The 18,092-nt window shown below is 32.1% G+C and carries 15 protein-coding genes and 1 riboswitch; of the genes, 3 read left to right on the forward strand and 12 right to left on the reverse strand.

Annotated elements, in window-relative coordinates; genetic code table 11:
* Nucleotides 1-290: 290 nt before the first annotated feature.
* The 3 genes from AAT22_RS16565 to AAT22_RS16575 all read left to right on the forward strand — a co-directional run bounded on the left by AAT22_RS16565 (nt 291) and on the right by AAT22_RS16575 (nt 4,377).
* Complete coding sequence (locus AAT22_RS16565) at nt 291-2,078, forward strand: sulfite exporter TauE/SafE family protein (protein WP_047002068.1); 1,788 nt, start codon at nt 291-293, stop codon at nt 2,076-2,078.
* 633 nt (nt 2,079-2,711) lie between these two features.
* Nucleotides 2,712-2,833, forward strand: a riboswitch (cyclic di-AMP (ydaO/yuaA leader).
* Between the two features lie 2 nt (nt 2,834-2,835).
* Entirely contained in the window at nt 2,836-3,723 is an 888-nt protein-coding gene (locus tag AAT22_RS16570) for a hypothetical protein (protein ID WP_052954000.1), read from the forward strand.
* A gap of 90 nt (nt 3,724-3,813) precedes the next feature.
* Nucleotides 3,814-4,377: a VTT domain-containing protein gene (locus tag AAT22_RS16575; RefSeq protein ID WP_047002069.1), complete on the forward strand. Its 564-nt coding sequence runs from the start codon at nt 3,814-3,816 to the stop codon at nt 4,375-4,377.
* Nucleotides 4,378-4,449: 72 nt separating this feature from the next.
* On the opposite strand, the gene AAT22_RS16580 is transcribed toward AAT22_RS16575, so the two are convergent.
* The 12 genes from AAT22_RS16580 to AAT22_RS16625 form a co-directional block, all read right to left on the reverse strand.
* A complete protein-coding gene (locus tag AAT22_RS16580; protein ID WP_047002070.1) occupies nt 4,450-4,665 on the reverse strand; it encodes a cation transporter in 216 nt (71 codons plus the stop codon).
* Between the two features lie 90 nt (nt 4,666-4,755).
* Nucleotides 4,756-7,212 carry a heavy metal translocating P-type ATPase gene (locus AAT22_RS16585; RefSeq protein ID WP_084820797.1) on the reverse strand — a complete coding sequence of 819 codons (2,457 nt, stop codon included), beginning with the start codon at nt 7,210-7,212 and terminating at the stop codon, nt 4,756-4,758.
* 67 nt (nt 7,213-7,279) lie between these two features.
* Entirely contained in the window at nt 7,280-7,417 is a 138-nt protein-coding gene (locus AAT22_RS19325; protein ID WP_164880545.1) for an LDCC motif putative metal-binding protein, read from the reverse strand.
* A gap of 19 nt (nt 7,418-7,436) precedes the next feature.
* Nucleotides 7,437-7,703 (reverse strand): metal-sensing transcriptional repressor, encoded by a 267-nt coding sequence (locus AAT22_RS16590; protein WP_047002071.1) that lies wholly within the window; start codon nt 7,701-7,703, stop codon nt 7,437-7,439.
* Nucleotides 7,704-7,830: 127 nt separating this feature from the next.
* Nucleotides 7,831-8,550 carry a hypothetical protein gene (locus AAT22_RS16595; RefSeq protein ID WP_047002072.1) on the reverse strand — a complete coding sequence of 240 codons (720 nt, stop codon included), beginning with the start codon at nt 8,548-8,550 and terminating at the stop codon, nt 7,831-7,833.
* 142 nt (nt 8,551-8,692) lie between these two features.
* Nucleotides 8,693-9,523 carry a prolipoprotein diacylglyceryl transferase gene (gene lgt / locus AAT22_RS16600; RefSeq protein WP_047002073.1) on the reverse strand — a complete coding sequence of 277 codons (831 nt, stop codon included), beginning with the start codon at nt 9,521-9,523 and terminating at the stop codon, nt 8,693-8,695.
* Nucleotides 9,524-9,540: 17 nt separating this feature from the next.
* The gene (locus AAT22_RS16605; RefSeq protein WP_047002074.1) at nt 9,541-10,917 is read right to left on the reverse strand and encodes an ATP-binding protein; all 1,377 of its coding nucleotides are present in this window, start codon (nt 10,915-10,917) and stop codon (nt 9,541-9,543) included.
* On the reverse strand, nt 10,918-11,604 hold the full coding sequence (locus AAT22_RS16610) for a response regulator transcription factor (RefSeq protein ID WP_047002075.1): 687 nt from the start codon (nt 11,602-11,604) through the stop codon (nt 10,918-10,920). It lies immediately after the preceding gene.
* Between the two features lie 346 nt (nt 11,605-11,950).
* On the reverse strand, nt 11,951-12,097 hold the full coding sequence (locus AAT22_RS18895) for a FeoB-associated Cys-rich membrane protein (protein WP_242849839.1): 147 nt from the start codon (nt 12,095-12,097) through the stop codon (nt 11,951-11,953).
* A 183-nt stretch (nt 12,098-12,280) separates the two neighbouring features.
* Complete coding sequence (locus AAT22_RS16615; protein WP_047002076.1) at nt 12,281-13,759, reverse strand: class I SAM-dependent DNA methyltransferase; 1,479 nt, start codon at nt 13,757-13,759, stop codon at nt 12,281-12,283.
* A 65-nt stretch (nt 13,760-13,824) separates the two neighbouring features.
* Nucleotides 13,825-15,216: a restriction endonuclease subunit S gene (locus AAT22_RS18665; protein WP_081316968.1), complete on the reverse strand. Its 1,392-nt coding sequence runs from the start codon at nt 15,214-15,216 to the stop codon at nt 13,825-13,827.
* On the reverse strand, nt 15,188-17,941 hold the full coding sequence (locus tag AAT22_RS16625) for a DEAD/DEAH box helicase family protein (protein WP_172655032.1): 2,754 nt from the start codon (nt 17,939-17,941) through the stop codon (nt 15,188-15,190). Before AAT22_RS16625 ends, AAT22_RS18665 begins: the two co-directional genes overlap by 29 nt.
* Nucleotides 17,942-18,092 lie beyond the last annotated feature (151 nt).

Consider the following 18,092-nt stretch of genomic DNA (forward strand, 5'->3'; position numbering starts at 1 on the left):
TTATATAGTAGTCTAGAATTGTGGAGTAATTATGAAGCTATAAAAATATATTTTATTTTTATGTTCACTTTTCTATTTTTCAAATTAATCAATGATCGTTTCTACAATACTTATTTATGTATAATTAATAATCCATAATCAAACTCAATTTACTTCCATAATATGTTAACAATTTATTTACCTTTTTCTCAATTCTCTTCATATAATCCACATATCTATTTTATATACTTTTATTATTGTCTATAAAAATAAACCTTTTTAACTATCAGTTACATATTGGGAGGTTGTCTATGAGCATTAGGAAAGAAAAATTTAAAGTGTACGAAATGACCTGTACATCTTGTGAAAATCGGGTTGAAAAAGCTTGTAAAAAGGTAGGTGGTGTGCTAAATGCAAAGGCTAGCTATAGTGGACAATTTGCAGAAGTTGAATACGATGATGAATTATGCAGTATAAATAAAATTAAAACTGCGATTAAGTCTGCTGGATACACTACAGAAAGTTCAAATGACTATAAGTTTATGGGAATACTTATAGTAGTCGCTGCTATTGTACTTCTTGGTATAAACACTAGTGGTTTTGATATGGAAGCAAAACTGAAAAACGCTTCTTATGCTGTTTTGTTTGTAGTTGGTATGCTTACATCAATTCATTGCGTGGGTATGTGCGGCGGTATAATGCTTTCACAAAGCTTATCAAAGGAAAGCAAGAATAAGTTTGAAGCCATGGAACCCGCAATTTTATATAATATAGGAAGAGTTGTATCTTACACTATATTAGGTGGTATAATTGGTGCCCTTGGATCAGTGTTTACTCTTTCAATTACCGCCCAAGCAGGTATGCAAATATTTGCAGCAGTATTTATGATAATGATGGGCTTTAATATGGCTGGATTCAGTATATTTAGAAAATTTAGCATTAAACTTCCACATGCCGCATGCAAAGTTAAAAATAAATCTGGTTCTCCTTTTATAGTTGGACTTTTAAATGGGCTTATGCCTTGTGGACCGCTTCAAACAATGCAGCTGTTTGCATTAGGTACAGGCAGTGCTGTTAAAGGTGCGTTGTCTATGTTCATGTTTGCTATAGGAACAGCACCATTAATGCTTACCTTTGGAGCTATTTCAGGGATATTAAGTAAAGGTTATACAAAAAAAATTCTTAAATTTAGCGGTGTACTTATTATAGTTCTTGGTCTTATTATGGGAAATAGAGGCCTAGCTCTAACGGGAATGAGTATTAATCCATTAACTTATATATCTAACTATTTAGCTAGTTCAGATAATACAGGAACTACAGAGAATAATAAAACTTCATCCTCTTCTTCAAATGCAAATAAAGCAATCCTAAAAGATGGTGTACAAGTTTTGAATATGACTGCTAGTGGTAGAGGATACACCCCTAATGTTTTATATGTACAAAAAGGAGTCCCTGTTAAATGGGTAGTTAATGCAACTCAGCTAACTTCATGTAATAATGCTATAGTAATTCCTTCTCTAAAGAAACAACAAAAGCTTAAGAGTGGTGAAAATATAATAGAGTTTACTCCTGGAGATAAGGATCTAAGTTTTAGCTGCTGGATGGGAATGATACGTGGTACTATTAAGGTTGTAGATGATCTCGGCTCCGTGGCTTCTTCAAGCAGCAGTTCTTCTGATGGACCATCTGAGCAATCTAAGCCAAGTATTTATGGCAATGATATTAGTAAGGTGCCTACTGATAGATTAGTAAAAAAAGCACAAGTTTCAAAAAATAATCAAATCATAAAAATAAAAGGAACTGGTTATGAATTAGAACCTCTGATAATTGTAGTTAATAAGGGAATAAATACTAAGATGTCCCTGGACTTAACTTCTTTTGATTATTATGATAGCGACTTTTCTATAGTAGATGCAAATACTGGAGCTATTGTAAAGGAGTTTACCGGAAAGAAAGGTATAGTTGATATTGACTTTACTATAAATAGTTCAGGAGTATATGCACTATTAGTTAATCAAGATTTATTAGGAGTAGTTGAAGCTGTTGATGACATAAAAACTGTGAATCTTGAAGAAGTTAGAAACAAGTATATAAGATGAAGATCCCCATAAATATTTAAATAAATATTTCTAAAAAGACATGTATTGATTTGTAAGATATGCATGTCTTTTCAACTTTATTTTTAAAATACTCATCCCTGTGATGGGTAACTTTACCTAAGTCATCTTCACATTATCTACATAAATATATCTTATAATAGTCAATAAATATACTAAAACAAACATACACAAAATGCACAATACACACACATCCTTAGTTAATTTAACTGTAGAGCAAAAAGCCTATTTTAAGTGAGGTGATAACAATTAAATAATATAAAAAGCCTGAGGTATCAGGCTTTTTATATTATTTAGATATACGTATTCGTTCTATATTTATATTGTCTTCATAATTCCTCCACAATTCGATATTATACTATAAGTACAGTCAGTTAGTTAATCACCCATCCTTACATTAACTAATTGAAAATTGTTTTTTTCAAAGATATATCCCCAAACCCAATTTTATTTAAAGAAGTCTGTTTCACAAAACAGACTTCTTTTATTTTCATAGTACTCATTTCCAGTAAAATCCTAGTATAAAAATCCCTCTCTTCATATTGTCTACATAATTCTAGTTTATAATTCTATTATCGTTGAGATTTATTTTCAAAGTATCTCATTAATAATATTAAACTATAAAAGCCTAATGCTTTTGCAGCGGAGGATATATACTTGGGGTGAATCATATTTATGTAGGGAAATCCTCTTCCCGAACCCGTCAACTAACTTCGCAGGCTCAAAGGAGGAAAAACATATGAACAAAAGATTTATTACCTATTATTTATTAACGCTGAGCTTAACTGTACCTTCCCAATTAGCGTTAAGAAATCTTCAAACTGTTTCTGAAACCAAACCAGTTGAGTACGTATCAGCTAAACAGGATACTCAGATGATTGAGGATAATTTATTATTAACTCAGCAACAAAAAATATTAGAGGAAAAGAAACAAGAAGAAACTAATGTGAAGGAATCTACCCTCGCCACAGTAGCTGTAAACTCAGTTTCTACAAATAAAGAAGTTAAAACTACACCTTCTTTATCAAGAGGAGGCACAGGCTTAACTAAGCCTCAAGCTCAAAGTAAAACCACTGAAAAACCTGCAGAAAAAAAGCAGCCTGTTAAACAAACTACTGTAAGCAATAGCACTGCTCAAAAGAAACAAAGTACATATTCTTCAAATGTAGAGCTTGTTGATTGGTGGAAAAGTGGACGAACTGTTTTCTCTGTTGGAACAGTAGCTGAAATTAAAGACGTTTATACAGGAAAAACTTTTATGGCTAAAAGAACTATGGGCACTAACCATGCCGATACCGAAACTTTAACTAAGGCAGATAGTGATATAATAAAAAGCATATGGGGTGGATTTTCATGGGCTAGAAGACCTGTAATCCTAACTATAAATGGTAAGAGATATGCTGCTTCTATGAGTGCTATGCCCCATGCTGGTTTAGATTCACAGCCAGCTTATGCTGTAGTTAATAACCGTTCTGATGGATATGGCAGAGGTGAAAATCTTGATGTTATAAAAGGAAATGGCATGGATGGACATTTTGACATACATTTTTTAAATAGTACACGTCATAAAGATGGACAAGAAGATTCTCAGCATCAGGCTGCTGTATTAAAAGCAGCAGGAAAATAAATATAGATATATAGTAAATAATAATCCTAGTTATTTTTATTGCTAGGATTATTTTAGTATTTGTAGAATATAAAACTGGAGATTGATGAAATGCAGATTATAACAAATATACTCATTAAATACGGTATACTTGGAATTGCAATTGCTGGATTTTCCGAAGCCGTTTTGTTACCAATGCCTATGGAATTTATATTTATACCTATTGTTTTATTAGATACATCTAAAGCACTTTTACACTCTATTACATTAATAGTATTTTCTGCCTTCGGTTCCATAGCTGGATACTATGCAGGAAAATTGTTAGGCACTCCTCTATTAAATAAGTTAATTTATAAGGATAAGTTTAATAAAATTAAAGAAATGTACTCTAAAAATGCATTCTTAACTATTTTGACTTCATCCTTTACACCAATACCCTATGAAGCCTATGTTATATCTGCTGGTGCGTTCAATATTAATTTATCAGTATTTATGACTGCCTCAATTTTAAGTAGAGTTATAAGGTACTTACCCCAAGGTATTCTTATATACATATTTGGAGATGCAATTTTAGCATATATAAAAAGCTACACTCTATTTGCAGGGATGTTAGTATTCATGCTATTCCTTGTATTTAAATATTATTTTAAAATGAAGAAAAGTTCCAAAAGCTAAAGCTTTAAAGAGGATAGAATTATTATAAAACCATAAAAAGAGCACTGATATCACTATCAATGCTCTCAAAAATTATAGTATTTCTATTCCTACAACCTCATAGCCTGCATCATCTATTGCAAATTTAATATCCTTATCTTCAATATCTACAGTTGCTTCTATTATTGCTGTTTTTGATGCCAAGTTAACCTCAACATTAGTTACTCCATTAAGTTCACTCAATGCCTCCTTAACATGATTTACGCAATGTCCACAGCTCATTCCTTCAATTAATATCTTCTTTTTCATTTTGGTTCCCTCCATTTAGTTATATTTATTTAAAACAACTATATAAGAAGATAAGAAGTTATCTTCTTATATAGTCAATTATTTATATAATTACTTCGCAGGTTTAAAGCCCTTCAATCTTAAAGCATTTAATAAAACTGAAACTGAGCTAAAGCTCATGGCAGCTGCTGCAATAATTGGATTTAATCTTGGACCGCCAAAGATGTACAGTATTCCCATTGCTACCGGTATTCCAAGGGTATTGTAAGCAAATGCCCAGAATAAGTTTTCTTTTATATTTAATATAGTCTTCTTACTTAGTTGAATTGCAGTTGGCACATCCATTAAATCACTTCTCATAAGAACTATATCTGCTGATTCCATAGCAACGTCTGTACCTGAACCTATTGCTATACCAATATCTGCTTGAGCAAGTGCTGGCGCATCGTTTATACCATCACCAACCATGGCAACCTTCTTGCCTTCTGCTTGAAGTTTTTTAACTTCATTTGCTTTATCCTGTGGAAGGACTTCTGCTAAAATTCTGTCTATTCCAACCTGCTTAGCTATAGCTTCTGCAGTTCTCTTATTATCACCAGTAATCATGGCAACTTCTATACCCATCTTGTGCAGCTGTTCAATTGCTTTCTTGCTGTTTTCTTTAACAGTATCTGCAACAGCTATTATACCAGCTATCTTATTGTCTATAGCTACGTACATTGGAGTCTTGCCTTCTCCTGCAAGTTTATGTGAAGTCTCTTCTAGATTTTCCAGTGATATATTGCTTTCAACCATAAGTTTTCTGTTACCTAATAGAATATCTTTACTATCTATTTTAACTTCTATTCCATGCCCTGGTATAGCCTTAAAGAAATCAAGTTTCTTAAACTCAAGCTCTTTTTCTTCAGCACCTTTAACTATAGCTTCTCCAAGAGGATGTTCCGACCCCTTTTCTGCTGATGCGGCTAATTGCAATAATTCATTTTCTGTTATACCATTTGTAACTACTATATCTGTTACCTTTGGTTTTCCTTCTGTGATTGTACCTGTTTTATCAAATACTATTGTCTTTACCTTATGAGCAGTTTCAAGTGCCACACCACTCTTTATTAAAACACCATACTCTGCACCCTTTCCTGTACCAACCATAATTGCTGTTGGTGTTGCAAGTCCTAAAGCGCATGGGCAGGCAATAACAAGCACCGATATAAATATTGTTAAAGAAAATACTCCTGTTTCTCCACCAAACCAATACCAGGCAGCTGCTGAAAGAACAGCAATTGATATAACCACTGGAACAAAGTAACCTGAAATAATATCTGCCATTTTAGCAATTGGAGCTTTAGAACCTTGAGCATCTTCTACTAGTTTTATAATCTGTGCTAAGGCAGTATCTTTACCAACTCTAGTTGCTTTATACTTTATAGAACCATTTTTATTTATACTTGCACCGATAATCTTATCGCCAATATTCTTCTCTACTGGCATACTTTCTCCTGTAAGCATAGATTCATCAACAGAAGTGATACCTTCTACTACTTCACCATCTACAGGCATCTTTTCACCTGGCTTAACTACGATTATATCTCCTACTTCAACTTCTTCTATAGGAGTTTCAACTTCTTTACCATCTCTTATAATGATAGCTGTCTTAGGAGCGAGTCCCATTAGTTTCTTAATTGCCTCAGAAGTTTTCCCCTTTGTAACTGCTTCTAAATACTTTCCTAGAAGTATAAGTGTAATAATAACACCTGCTGCTTCAAAGTATAAATCATAGGCATAGTCTACGTTACCGCCATATATTTGTATTATAGCAAAAATACCATATAAAAATGCTGCTGAAGTACCTATGGCTATAAGAGAATCCATATTAGGACTACCTTTAAACAAAGACTTAAATCCTACTGTAAAGAACTTATATCCAGCTACTATAACAGGTAATACAAGGATTAATTGTATCATCCCAAAATTTCTAGAATTTTTCATAGGGTCTATAATATCAGGTAAATGGAAGCCTAACGGTTCACCAAACATATGTCCCATAGTTATAACTAAAAGTGGAACTGTGAAAATTGCTGATATAACAAACTTCTTCCAAAGAGTCTTTATTTCTCTTTCTTTTCTTTCCTTATCAGCATCTACGGTAGTTTCTTCCTCTAAAGCCTTATAACCTGCCTTTTCTACGGCTTTCTTTATATCTGATATTCTTACTTTTAAAGGGTCATAGCTGATATTTAATTTTTCAGTTGCAAAGTTAACATTAGACTCCATAACACCATCAAGCTTCTTAGTAACTCTCTCAATAGTTTTAGCACAGGCTGCACAAGTCATACCTTGTATTTTAAGCGTTTTAGCACTAGACTCAACTATAGCCTTATATCCTGCTTTTTCAATAGCAGTCTGAATATCTCCTAAGGATACCTTTGTTTCATCAAAGTTTATATTAAGTTTTTCAGTAGCAAAATTAACATTTGCCTCAGTAACTCCTTGAAGTTTCTTGGATGCTCTCTCCACTGCCTTTGCACAAGCAGCACAGGTCATCCCCTCTATCTTAAGACTCTTTTCCAATCTTAATCCCTCCTGTATTCTTTAATAGTACGTAAAGATTATTAATCTTTACGCCTCCTAAAATAAATTATTTATTTTTATTAAAACCTTTGTTACTAATGTTTGTAGTTTTATTTAAATCGCAACAATCAAGTTTACCAGCGCCAAAGGTTTTATTATTTTCTTCTTCAATTTTTTTAATAAGCTTTTTTAGAAACTTAAACATATAATCGCCTCTTTTAAATCTATTTATGAATAATCTTTTCTAAAATATCTATTATTTCATCTATTTTTTCTTCACCTTTATCGTGTATTACAGCTTCTTTTACACAATGGTGTATATGCTGTTTTAGTATTAGCATATTGGCTTTCTTTAAAAGGGCTTGTGCTGCAATAATTTGATTTGATATATCGACACAGTATCGCCCTTCTTCAATCATCTTGATAATACCTTCAATTTGACCTTTTGAGGTTTTAAGTGACACCAAAGCTTTATTTCTTTCTTCGTTCATAATTTCTCCTTTACTAGTTTCGCTATTGTAATTATAAAAATATTTTACCTATTATTAGAGAATTTAATAATTTATTATTTAACCACCCCACATGGCGGGGGAGGTTAAATAATAAATAAAAAAGAACTTATTTCTTAATGTCATATATCTTTACTATTTGATCTGGATTTGCTCCCATTCCCATATCATCACTACTTGCTTCTTTAAAAACCCAACCACTACCTTCAAGCTTGTTTAGATCTAATCCTGCTTTAACTAATGGTTCAGCCTTTAAAACGAATATCATGTCAGCATCATTTAAACCTAGCTTCTCAGTCCATTGTACTTCATTACCATCACCCAGTTTTAAGCCAAAGTGTTTCTGATCCTCATGATACTTTATCATTTCTGAATTTGCTTTAAGAAGTCTTCTCATAGAATCCTCTGATCCGCTTGAGGTTTCTTTTTTATCACTAACATTGTATGGCTTTATCAAACGATTAGGAAGTTCTTTTCCCATATCATCTTTTCCTGCTGGCTCATACAGCCATTCACTTTTATCTAACTTGTTCACATCTAATCCTGCTTTAACTAACGGATCTGCAAGCATTACCATAGCAAAGTCTGCTTTGTTTGCGGACATATCCTTGCTCCATTCAAACTTTTCTCCTGTAGGAAGCTCAAATCCCCAATGTTTAAGTGACTCATGAAACCCCTTTTTATCAGGATAAGCCTTAACTATTTCATTTATAGCGTTAAGTGCATTATCGGCTTCTTTACTTCCAGTTACTTTTCTGCTGCATCCAGCAAAAGATATCAGCATTGCTGTAGAAATAGTTAATGCAAGTATTTTCTTTTTACTATTCATAAAATTATATCCCCCCCTTGTATGTATTTTATTGCTTTACACATACAATAATAATCAAATCTTATGAAGACTGTATGAAGAAATAAATAAATTCAAATATTTTTTATTTCTTCATACAATTTCTAGTTAAAGTTTCTTACTATTAACCTTGTACAAAATAAAATACAAATACAGAAATAGCAATTAGAGTAATTAAATATACTGCCAAAGTGCTTGATTTTATTTCGTTTACTTCTAGCTTCTCAACTATATCTCTATTTCTACCTAGAAGCACTTTATACACGATTAATGCAATAACTATTAAAATCAGACTTAATATGTGTGAAATCGAAAATGGACCCCATACAACAGGATTTATTCTGAAGAATTCAACTATACCTCTTATTATTGGAAAAGCAATTAAATAAATTATGAATAGCTCTCCCTCAAACCTCTTCTTATAACTTCTCTTCCATAGTATTACAAATAATATATAATCCAAAACAAACTCATATACTTGTGCTGGATGCAATACTTGTCCATTGTAATTGATAGCCCATGGCATTATATTAGCCATAGGTTTACCGAAAACATCACATCCTACTCTACCTATACCTTGTGCAAGCGGAAGAGCCATAACTGTAATATCTGCAAGTTTTAAAAATGATATCTTACTTTTTCTTGAGTATATATACCCTGCTAAAATTGCTGCAAAAATACCTCCATGTATAGATAATCCTCCTTCATCTATTTTTATAATTTCAGAAGGGTTATTAAAATAGTAGGATGGATTATAGAATAAGATATAGAAGAGTCTTGCTCCTATAACCCCAGATACTACAACTATCATTATTAAATTTAGCATTGTGTCTTCATTTATTCCTCGTTTTTCTGCTTGCTTAATTGCAAATATACTGCCTGCAATTATACCTAAGGCTATCATTACTCCAAAAAAGTATATATGAATTGGTCCAAAACTAATAAGTTCTTTCATCACTTAACTTCCTTTCATCAATTATTTATTTCTTTATCAAAACTAATAATAAAAATGCTGCCTTTACCTTCTTCACTTTTTACATCAATAGTCGCATAGTGAAGTTGTAAAATATTTTTTACAATTGTTAATCCAATACCACTACCTTCAATTTGCTGTCGGCTCTTATCTCCTCTATAAAGTCTTTCAAATATAAAAGGTAAATCTTCTTCCTTAATACCTATACCACTATCTTTTATTTCTACTATAAATTTTTTATCGGTACTAGAAAGATTCACATAAACTGTACCATTCTCTCCAGTAAATTTAATTGCGTTGGATAGCAGATTAATAAATACTTGTTTTAACTTATCCTTATCTCCAGTTATAAGATATTTTTCATTTGGCTCTGCTTTATAAGTTAATTTAACCTTTTTATTTTTTGCAGACACATAAAATTCTTTGCTTATATCATCAATTATTTCATCTAAGAACACTGATTCAAAATTTAGTTTTATGCTCTCAGACTCAAACTCTTTTAACACATTTAGATTATTTAATAGTCTACCAAATCTAATTACTTCTTCATTGAGATAGTTTAATCTTTCTTGAGTAACTGGAAAAACTCCATCTAACATAGCCTCTAAGTTATTCTGCAGTACATTTAATGGCGTTCTAATTTCATGAGAGATATCAGAAACTAACCTTTTTCTAAGACTATCTTGGTACTTTAATTTCTCAGCAAGGATATTTACACTTTTTCTCAAATCTTCAAGTTCCTCAATATTGCTTTTCGTGCTAGATTTTGCATTAAAGTTACCTTTTGATAGATTAACAGACATACTTGACACCTCCTTTATCGGAATTGAAAATTGTTTTGAAAAATAAAGACTAATTGTAACTATAATAACAAGTGTTAATACACCACTTGCAATAATGCTTTTATTTATAGATACTTTGAAGTTTATATCTTCTTCAGATAGGAGAACAGATGAATACTGACCTATTTCTACATAACCTACTATCTTGCCATCAGATTTAATCTCAAAAGTTTTAGCATTATATATTCCTATATCTTTTTTAATCATCGTATTTAAATGTAGATTGTTTTTTATTTCATTATGGTCCATTCCCCAGATAGTTTTTTTATTGTTATCCATTAGAGTTAAGCAATAATTCCCCATATAGGCTTCATGCATCAGTTCAACACCTGAATCCTCAGTCCATTTTCCTTGTCTTTTATAAACCTCTTCAAAATAGACAACTATTCTTTCATATCTCTTATTTTGAGTATCTATCATGTATTGATTAAATTTATTGCTTATTGTTATATTCACGAACAAGGTAATTAATAAAATCGCTGCAATAGAGCATGTGAAAAATAGAATACTTAACCTTCTTCTTATTGTCTGCAATTAATTCTCACCACCAAATTTATAGCCTACCTTCATTACCGTAATTATATACTTAGGGTTCTTTGTATCCTCCTCTATCTTCTTACGGATATTTTTTATATGAACATCAATAGTTCTATCATATCCTTCAAAATCCATTCCAAAAACCTTATCTATTATCTGTTCTCTTGATAATACTTTACCTTTGTTTACTATAAGAAAGTATAATAAATCAAATTCGTTAGGGGTAAAAGGTACTTCTTCACCTTTTACTTTTACTATTCTTTTTTCATAGTCTATAGTTAAATTTCCATCATCAAAAATGCAATCAGAAGACTCATTTTCTACATTTAACCTTCTAAATAAAGCATTAACTCTTGCTGTCAACTCCCTTGGACTAAAAGGTTTAATGAGGTATTCATCAGCACCAATATTCAAACCTTCTATCCTGTCATCTAAAGCTGCTTTTGCTGTGAGCATAAAAATATGCACGTTCGATGTTTGACGTATTATTCTGCATACTTCCTCCCCACTTATATCTGGAAGCATCAAATCCAAAATAACTAAATCAAAATCCATTGATTTGAATATTTCTATACCTTTTAATCCTTTGGTAGAAGAATAAACCTTATAACCTTCCTTTTCTAGATATGCTTTCAACACATCTGAAACGCTTTGCTCATCCTCAATAATAAGTATATTGTTCATCACTATATCACCTCTTACTAGATATTGTTAGTATTTAAAATATCAAAGTAATTTATCATTTGTTTTTAATTATGGTGTTATTATAGCAACTTAATTTAAAGATAATATGAAGATTTATAATATATATTTGTGAATATTGTCTAAAAACAAAAAAATAAGAAACAGATTTAAATCTGTCTCTTATCTACATATCCCCCCAACACTATTTATATACCTTGCTCTCATTCTCTAACTAAATATTTCTTGTTCTTCTTTTAAATCTTTCTCTGCACTCTTAATATCATTTTATATGTTTATAATATTCCTTTTATTGTTTTCTATCTAATCCATAAGTTCTTCAGTTTAATTATCTACTGAACTTTCTTTTAGACTTTCCATCGCTGCAGCAATCACATTTACCTGATGACTTTTTCCTAAAGCTATTAAAAAGAGTATAAGCGGCAACCCCAACTAAAATAATAGTTATTACAACTTCAATAGTAATATTTGACACCCCCAAATACAATATCTAAACTATCTAATTATATAAGGACACACCTATATATTATTAGTTTACTTATCTAAGTATTGTATCAATAAAATATGTAGAATATATAAAGATTTCTTATCTTTATATGGATAGTAGATACTCTTTCAAATATACTATGATTTAGATAAAAGTATTTTTCTCAGGTAATTATAAATTCTCCATAATAGCCTTAAAGTTCTCCAGTGCAGCCTCTAAATTCTCTATAATATCATTAGCTAATACATCTGGATCAGGCAAATTATCTAAGTCAGCTAAGCTCTTATCCTTTATCCAAGTTATATCAAGGTTAGTTTTATCTCTCTCAATAATCTGCTCGTAGGTAAACTTTCTCCATCTTCCTTCTTGATTCTTTTCAGCATCCCAGAGCTCTACTCTGTTATATCTATTTTCAGTATTATAGCATTTTATAAAATCACTTAAATCCTCAAGCCTTAACGGATTTTTCTTTAAAGTAAAATGTATATTAGTTCTAAAATCATATACCCATATTTCTCTAGTCCATGGGTCCTTACTCGCAGGCTTGTTATCAAAGAAAATAACATTAGCCTTTACGCCTGGCTTATAGAATATGCCTGTTGGAAGTCTTAATATTGTATGCAGATCTGTTGTTTCAAGAAGTTTCTTTCTAATAGTTTCACCAGCTCCACCTTCAAATAAAACATTATCCGGAACAACTACAGCTGCTTTTCCATCAATTTTAAGCAATGTTCTTATATGCTGAACAAAGTTAAGCTGCTTGTTGCTTGTAGTAACCCAGAAGTCCTGACGATTATAGGTTAGGTCATCCTTCTCCTGTTCCCCCTCTTCGTTAGTAAAAGTCATACTGCTCTTTTTACCAAAGGGTGGATTTGCAAGAACATAATCAACTCTAAGACCTGTATCAGATATAAGTGCATCTGCTGGAGATATAAAGTTATCACTATCTATATCACCTATATTATGAAGAAACATATTCATCAAAGCCAATCTTCTTGTATTGGCAACTATTTCATTGCCGAAGAAAGTTTTATATTTAAGAAAATGCTTCTCATCTTTATTCAATTTATTCTTTGCAATGTGATCATAAGCTGCTAGAAGAAATCCACCAGTACCGCAAGCAGGGTCACTAATTGTCTTCATTGGCAGTGGATTTACACATTCAACTATTGCCTTAATAAGTGCTCTCGGAGTAAAGTACTGTCCAGCCCCGCTTTTTGTATCCTCTGCATTCTTTTCTAAAAGACCTTCATAAATCTGTCCCTTTATATCAGTACCCATTATGCTCCACTGCTCTTTATCTATCATGTCTATCAATCTGTAGAGCTTCGCAGGGTCCTGTATCTTATTTTGTGACTTTGTAAATATTTGTCCCAGAATTCCCTTAGAAACACCAAGGCTTCGAAGAAGTTCATTATAATGAGTTTCAAGCTCTGCTCCACTTTTATCAGTTAAGGTTTCCCATTTGTATTTATCAGGTATAGTAAGTGCTCTATTATATGGAGGTTTTGAAAACTCATCTGCAAGCTTTAAAAACAATAGATATGTTAGCTGCTCCAAATAATCTCCATAGCTTACGCCATCATCTTTTAAAACGGTACAAAATCCCCAAACCTTGCTAATTATGCTTGATGTATTATTTTCAGTCATTGTAGTTCCATCCTTTACTTTCTTTAATATTATAGATTTTTAAGCAATTATTAGTTATCCTTCAATTAGTTTTTTGATTCATCATTAGAATCTTGAAGAACAAGTTTACCTTCAAAAGCCTTCTTTAATATACTCTGCTTCAATGCTTCCGCTTTTCTAACACTTTCATCTATAACATATTGTATATTATCACATTGAGATAGCCTCGATTCTATCGCCTCTATTACCACTTCTTGTTCTTGTACAGAACATATAGGAATAATTAAATCCTTCAACTCATTAGAATTTATATTGTTAACTCCACTTGTTGATTTAGCCTTATCCTCTATTTGCTTTCTAAGAAATCCTGAATTTAGAGCATATAGTAAATATTTTGGATTAACTATATTAGTCTTTGGTCTCAATCTTATTAAATATCCAGCGTAAAATAAGTGCTCATCAACTTTTCTAACCAATGCACTCTTTCCAACTAAACTTATACTTCCATTTGATCTAATTGTGAGTACATCCCCTTCCCTGAGCTGGTATTTATCAAAATCTTCTTCATCAAACTCTGCATACTTTAAATCATTGGTGTCTATATAAATATCGCCTATATTAGGTATTCTTAGCACTGGTGTTTTTGTAACTTCATAATTGCACTTTTTAGAAGTACCATATTTAGGCTGTTCAATACACTCCTCCATCCTTACTAGCATCCACTGCTCTGGAAGCTTAGGTACTTCTATTAAATCATTTATACTTAAACTTTCCAATGATAAATCTTTTTTATCTCCTCTATATTTAATTAACAAATTTTCAAAAGATGGACTTATATTATGTTGACTTCTCCAGTTTTTAGTAAAACCCCCTTCATAAGCACTTTTTAGAATAGCATAATGATACACCTCAAGTTGCTTATATATAACGGCTAAACCATCTAACCCCTTTTCAATTTCACTAAAAAGCTCTGAAATTTTATCAACAATACGTTGTTGTTCATCTATCGGAGGTATAGGGAAATCATAATTCCACAATAAGCTTGGGTCTACATGAGGTGTTCCCGTTCCTTTTGCTCTAGTGTTTATCTCTAGAAACTTGGATTGTAAAAAATAGTAGGCATATTCATTGAGTATGCCAGGAAAATTCAATTTAACTAAGGTACTTCCAACAGCACCTTTTATAGCTTTTCCAACATAGCCCGACCTAGAGCCATCCCACACCATCAAGAAGTCTCCGTCTTCACAAAATACACAATTTTCTCCGTCTGTGTATTCGTCAATTTCATTCTTTTCAAAGGCTTTTATATTAACATAGGGAATATTAAATTCATCTGTTTTAACTTTAGAAAGCTTCTTAGGCTTCTTACCCTTTTGAGTAATTGCATAATCACCTAGTTTAATAACCTTCCATCCACTAGGTAATGCATTTATTAAGTCTTCATTCATCCTACGACACCAATCCTTCATTAAGTTCATCAACTATTTCATGCATTTTTTTCCCAAATAACTGCCACATCTTACCCAAACCACCTTTAGCATCAAAAGGCTCGTAGTCAAAATCATCTACATCCATATGAAAGGAAGTAGCAATTTGATCCTTGACCATACGAAGCCATTCCATCTGCTCCTCAGTAAACTTTAATACCCCAGCCTGCTTCTTAAATACCCAATCCTGAAAGTTTTTATTAACTACTTTATCATAAGGAGTTAATACTTCATCTATATTGGTTATTCTACGAATCAAAGAAACCAAAGCAACCAGCTCATCCTTAGGGCTGTCTCCATTTACTTTTTCCAGTGCCTCATATGCCTGCCATACTCTTAGTGGTGCTAAACTTGGCTTATCTTCCTTAATCTTTTCAAGCAGCTCCTTCACCATCGAAAAGGTTACTTCTCTTCTCCTATAAGGCTGATTATAAAAGATTTGAAGTGCAGTTATTTCATCTTTGTTTTCCTGTATATATGCTTTAAAACTTTCTACTAATTCAATTGATTTATCTTTGGCCTGTTTATCCCAGCCTGCAAATTCAACTTTATCAATATTTATACTGTCTATAATCTGTTCATGTGCTTTTCTTACATTCTCTATAAATTCATTTAATTCTCCATTGAACACACTAGCAGCTGCATCTACTAGCTTTTCCTTAACTTCTTTAAGCTGTTCACTGGTTGGTTCATCATTATCCTTTATATCAAATTCAGCTCTAGCCTGTTTCTCTATTTTATCAGGATCATAAGCATTCAGTAAGTTCTTTACAATCTGATTTAGTGTTACCCCATCAGTCTTTTCCAATAATTTTTTCTGCTCTTTTTCAGTTAGCTGTTTATCAAGCCTCGATAATCTGCTTGCTAAAGTTGAATAAAGTTCCTCACCCTTTGCGCCAACTGTCACTGCATTCAATAAGTCCTTAAGAGGTACCGAAGGCTTTTTATCAAGCGGCCTGCTATCTGTTTTTAAGCTTTTAGTTACACCTATAGCATCAACTATTACAAAGTGATCTTTTGCAAAGTTTGCTGATGGAGTTACCTTTTTCAAATCATCTAAATTAATAGTTCTTGTGCCTCTACCCTTCATCTGCTCAAAATAATTTTTACTTCTTACACCTCTCATAAAAATTAAACATTCCAGAGGCTTAACATCAGTTCCTGTAGCAATCATGTCTACAGTTACAGCTATTCTAGGATTATAGTTATTTCTAAATTGCGCTAGAACAGATTTAGGATCTTCTTCAGCTTTGTAAGTAATCTTCTTACAAAAATTATTACTTTCTGCAAACTCTTCTCTTACAATTTGAATAATATCATCAGCATGACTATCAGTCTTTGCAAATATAAGTGTTTTAGGAACCTCTTTTCTGCCGGGAAATATTTCAGGCAATCTTTCTTTAAAAGTTTTGATAACTGCTCTAATTTGACTTGGATTTACAACTTCATCATCAAGCTTTTGAGAAGTATATTGAATATCTTCATCAAGCTGCTCCCATCGTTTTTTCCTTGAAAGCTTTTCTCTGTGGTCAACATATTGGCCTTTCCAAATAACCGATCCTTTTTTAGTAATTTCAGTATCAATTACAAATATGTTATAGCCAACATTAACTCCATCAGCTACTGCATCTTCATGGGAATATTCACTAACAACATTTTGATTAAAAAAACCAAAGGTCCTATTATCAGGAGTTGCTGTTAATCCTATTAAATAGCTATCAAAGTAATCCAGTACTTGTTTCCAAAGGTTGTAAATGCTTCTATGACATTCATCTATAACAATAAAATCAAAATATTCTATTGGTATCTTCTTATTATAAACTACAGGGTTGGGCTCCTTAGGTACAAAGCTATATTCTCCCGGATTTGTTTCCTCTGAAGACTCATCTAAGTCTTCCCCTTTTAATATGGAATAAAGTCTTTGTATAGTACTAATACATACCTGACTATCCGATGATATATAGCTTGACTTAAGCCTCTGAACATTATAAAGTTCAGTAAACTTCCTATTATCGTCGTTAGGCATATACGCCATAAACTCTTGCTCAGCTTGTTCACCTAAGTTCTTTGTGTCTACTAAAAACAGCACTCTTTTAGCTCCCGCAAACTTAAGCAGTCTATAAATAAAAGTTATCGCAGTAAAAGTCTTGCCTGAACCAGTTGCCATTTGAATTAAGGCTCTAGGTCTATTTTCCTTAAAGGATTTTTCAAGGTTTGTTATAGCATTAATCTGACAATCTCTTAAACCATCTAAGGCCAGTTTAGGCAAGTCCAATAACCTAGCTCGCAAATTTTTATGCTTTTTCAGCATATCCCTAAAATTTTCGGGCCTATGAAATGTAAACACTTCCCTTGATCTTGGCTTTGGATCTCTATAATCAGTAAATCTAGTCAGGGTTCCTGTACTTTCATACACAAAGGGGAGAGGCTCATTATCTAAGTATTTTAATTTGCTGTGAGCATATTCCCCTGATTGCTCTTCAACTGCAGTAAGCTTATAACCATCTTCCTCTTTCTTTGCCTCAATAACCCCCACAGGTTTTTTATCTATGAAAAGTATATAGTCTGCAGGACCTGCATCTGTCTGATATTCTCTTACAGCTACACCTAATCCCGCATATATATTTATTTTCTTTTTACTTTGAATTATCCAGCCACATTCTTTTAGCATGTTATCTATTTTATCTCTTGCAATCTGTTCTGGATTTTGATTCATAATAACCCTCCTGTATTTCTCCAATTAATTAAACAATTATTAATTGTTTATTATCCCATATATATCAAAATAAATTTATCTACAATAATATACAAAATAATTATACTATATATATAAAGTAACTTCTATAAACTCAATTGTATATTAATAC

Origin of the sequence: Clostridium sp. C8 (assembly GCF_001010885.1) — a bacterium.
Lineage (GTDB): Bacteria > Bacillota > Clostridia > Clostridiales > Clostridiaceae > Clostridium > Clostridium sartagoforme.

Excerpts from the sequence above, each read along its gene's own strand:
- AAT22_RS16570 (WP_052954000.1), top strand. The coding sequence starts at position 2,836 with ATGAACAAAAGATTTATTACCTATTATTTATTAACGCTGAGCTTAACT.
- AAT22_RS16615 (WP_047002076.1), bottom strand. The coding sequence starts at position 13,759 with ATGACTGAAAATAATACATCAAGCATAATTAGCAAGGTTTGGGGATTT.
- AAT22_RS19325 (WP_164880545.1), bottom strand. The coding sequence starts at position 7,417 with ATGTTTAAGTTTCTAAAAAAGCTTATTAAAAAAATTGAAGAAGAAAAT.
- AAT22_RS16595 (WP_047002072.1), bottom strand. The coding sequence starts at position 8,550 with ATGAATAGTAAAAAGAAAATACTTGCATTAACTATTTCTACAGCAATG.
- AAT22_RS18665 (WP_081316968.1), bottom strand. The coding sequence starts at position 15,216 with ATGAACTTAATGAAGGATTGGTGTCGTAGGATGAATGAAGACTTAATA.
- lgt (WP_047002073.1), bottom strand. The coding sequence starts at position 9,523 with ATGAAAGAACTTATTAGTTTTGGACCAATTCATATATACTTTTTTGGA.
- AAT22_RS16590 (WP_047002071.1), bottom strand. The coding sequence starts at position 7,703 with ATGAACGAAGAAAGAAATAAAGCTTTGGTGTCACTTAAAACCTCAAAA.
- AAT22_RS16610 (WP_047002075.1), bottom strand. The coding sequence starts at position 11,604 with ATGAACAATATACTTATTATTGAGGATGAGCAAAGCGTTTCAGATGTG.
- AAT22_RS16625 (WP_172655032.1), bottom strand. The coding sequence starts at position 17,941 with ATGAATCAAAATCCAGAACAGATTGCAAGAGATAAAATAGATAACATG.
- AAT22_RS16580 (WP_047002070.1), bottom strand. The coding sequence starts at position 4,665 with ATGAAAAAGAAGATATTAATTGAAGGAATGAGCTGTGGACATTGCGTA.
- AAT22_RS16565 (WP_047002068.1), top strand. The coding sequence starts at position 291 with ATGAGCATTAGGAAAGAAAAATTTAAAGTGTACGAAATGACCTGTACA.
- AAT22_RS16575 (WP_047002069.1), top strand. The coding sequence starts at position 3,814 with ATGCAGATTATAACAAATATACTCATTAAATACGGTATACTTGGAATT.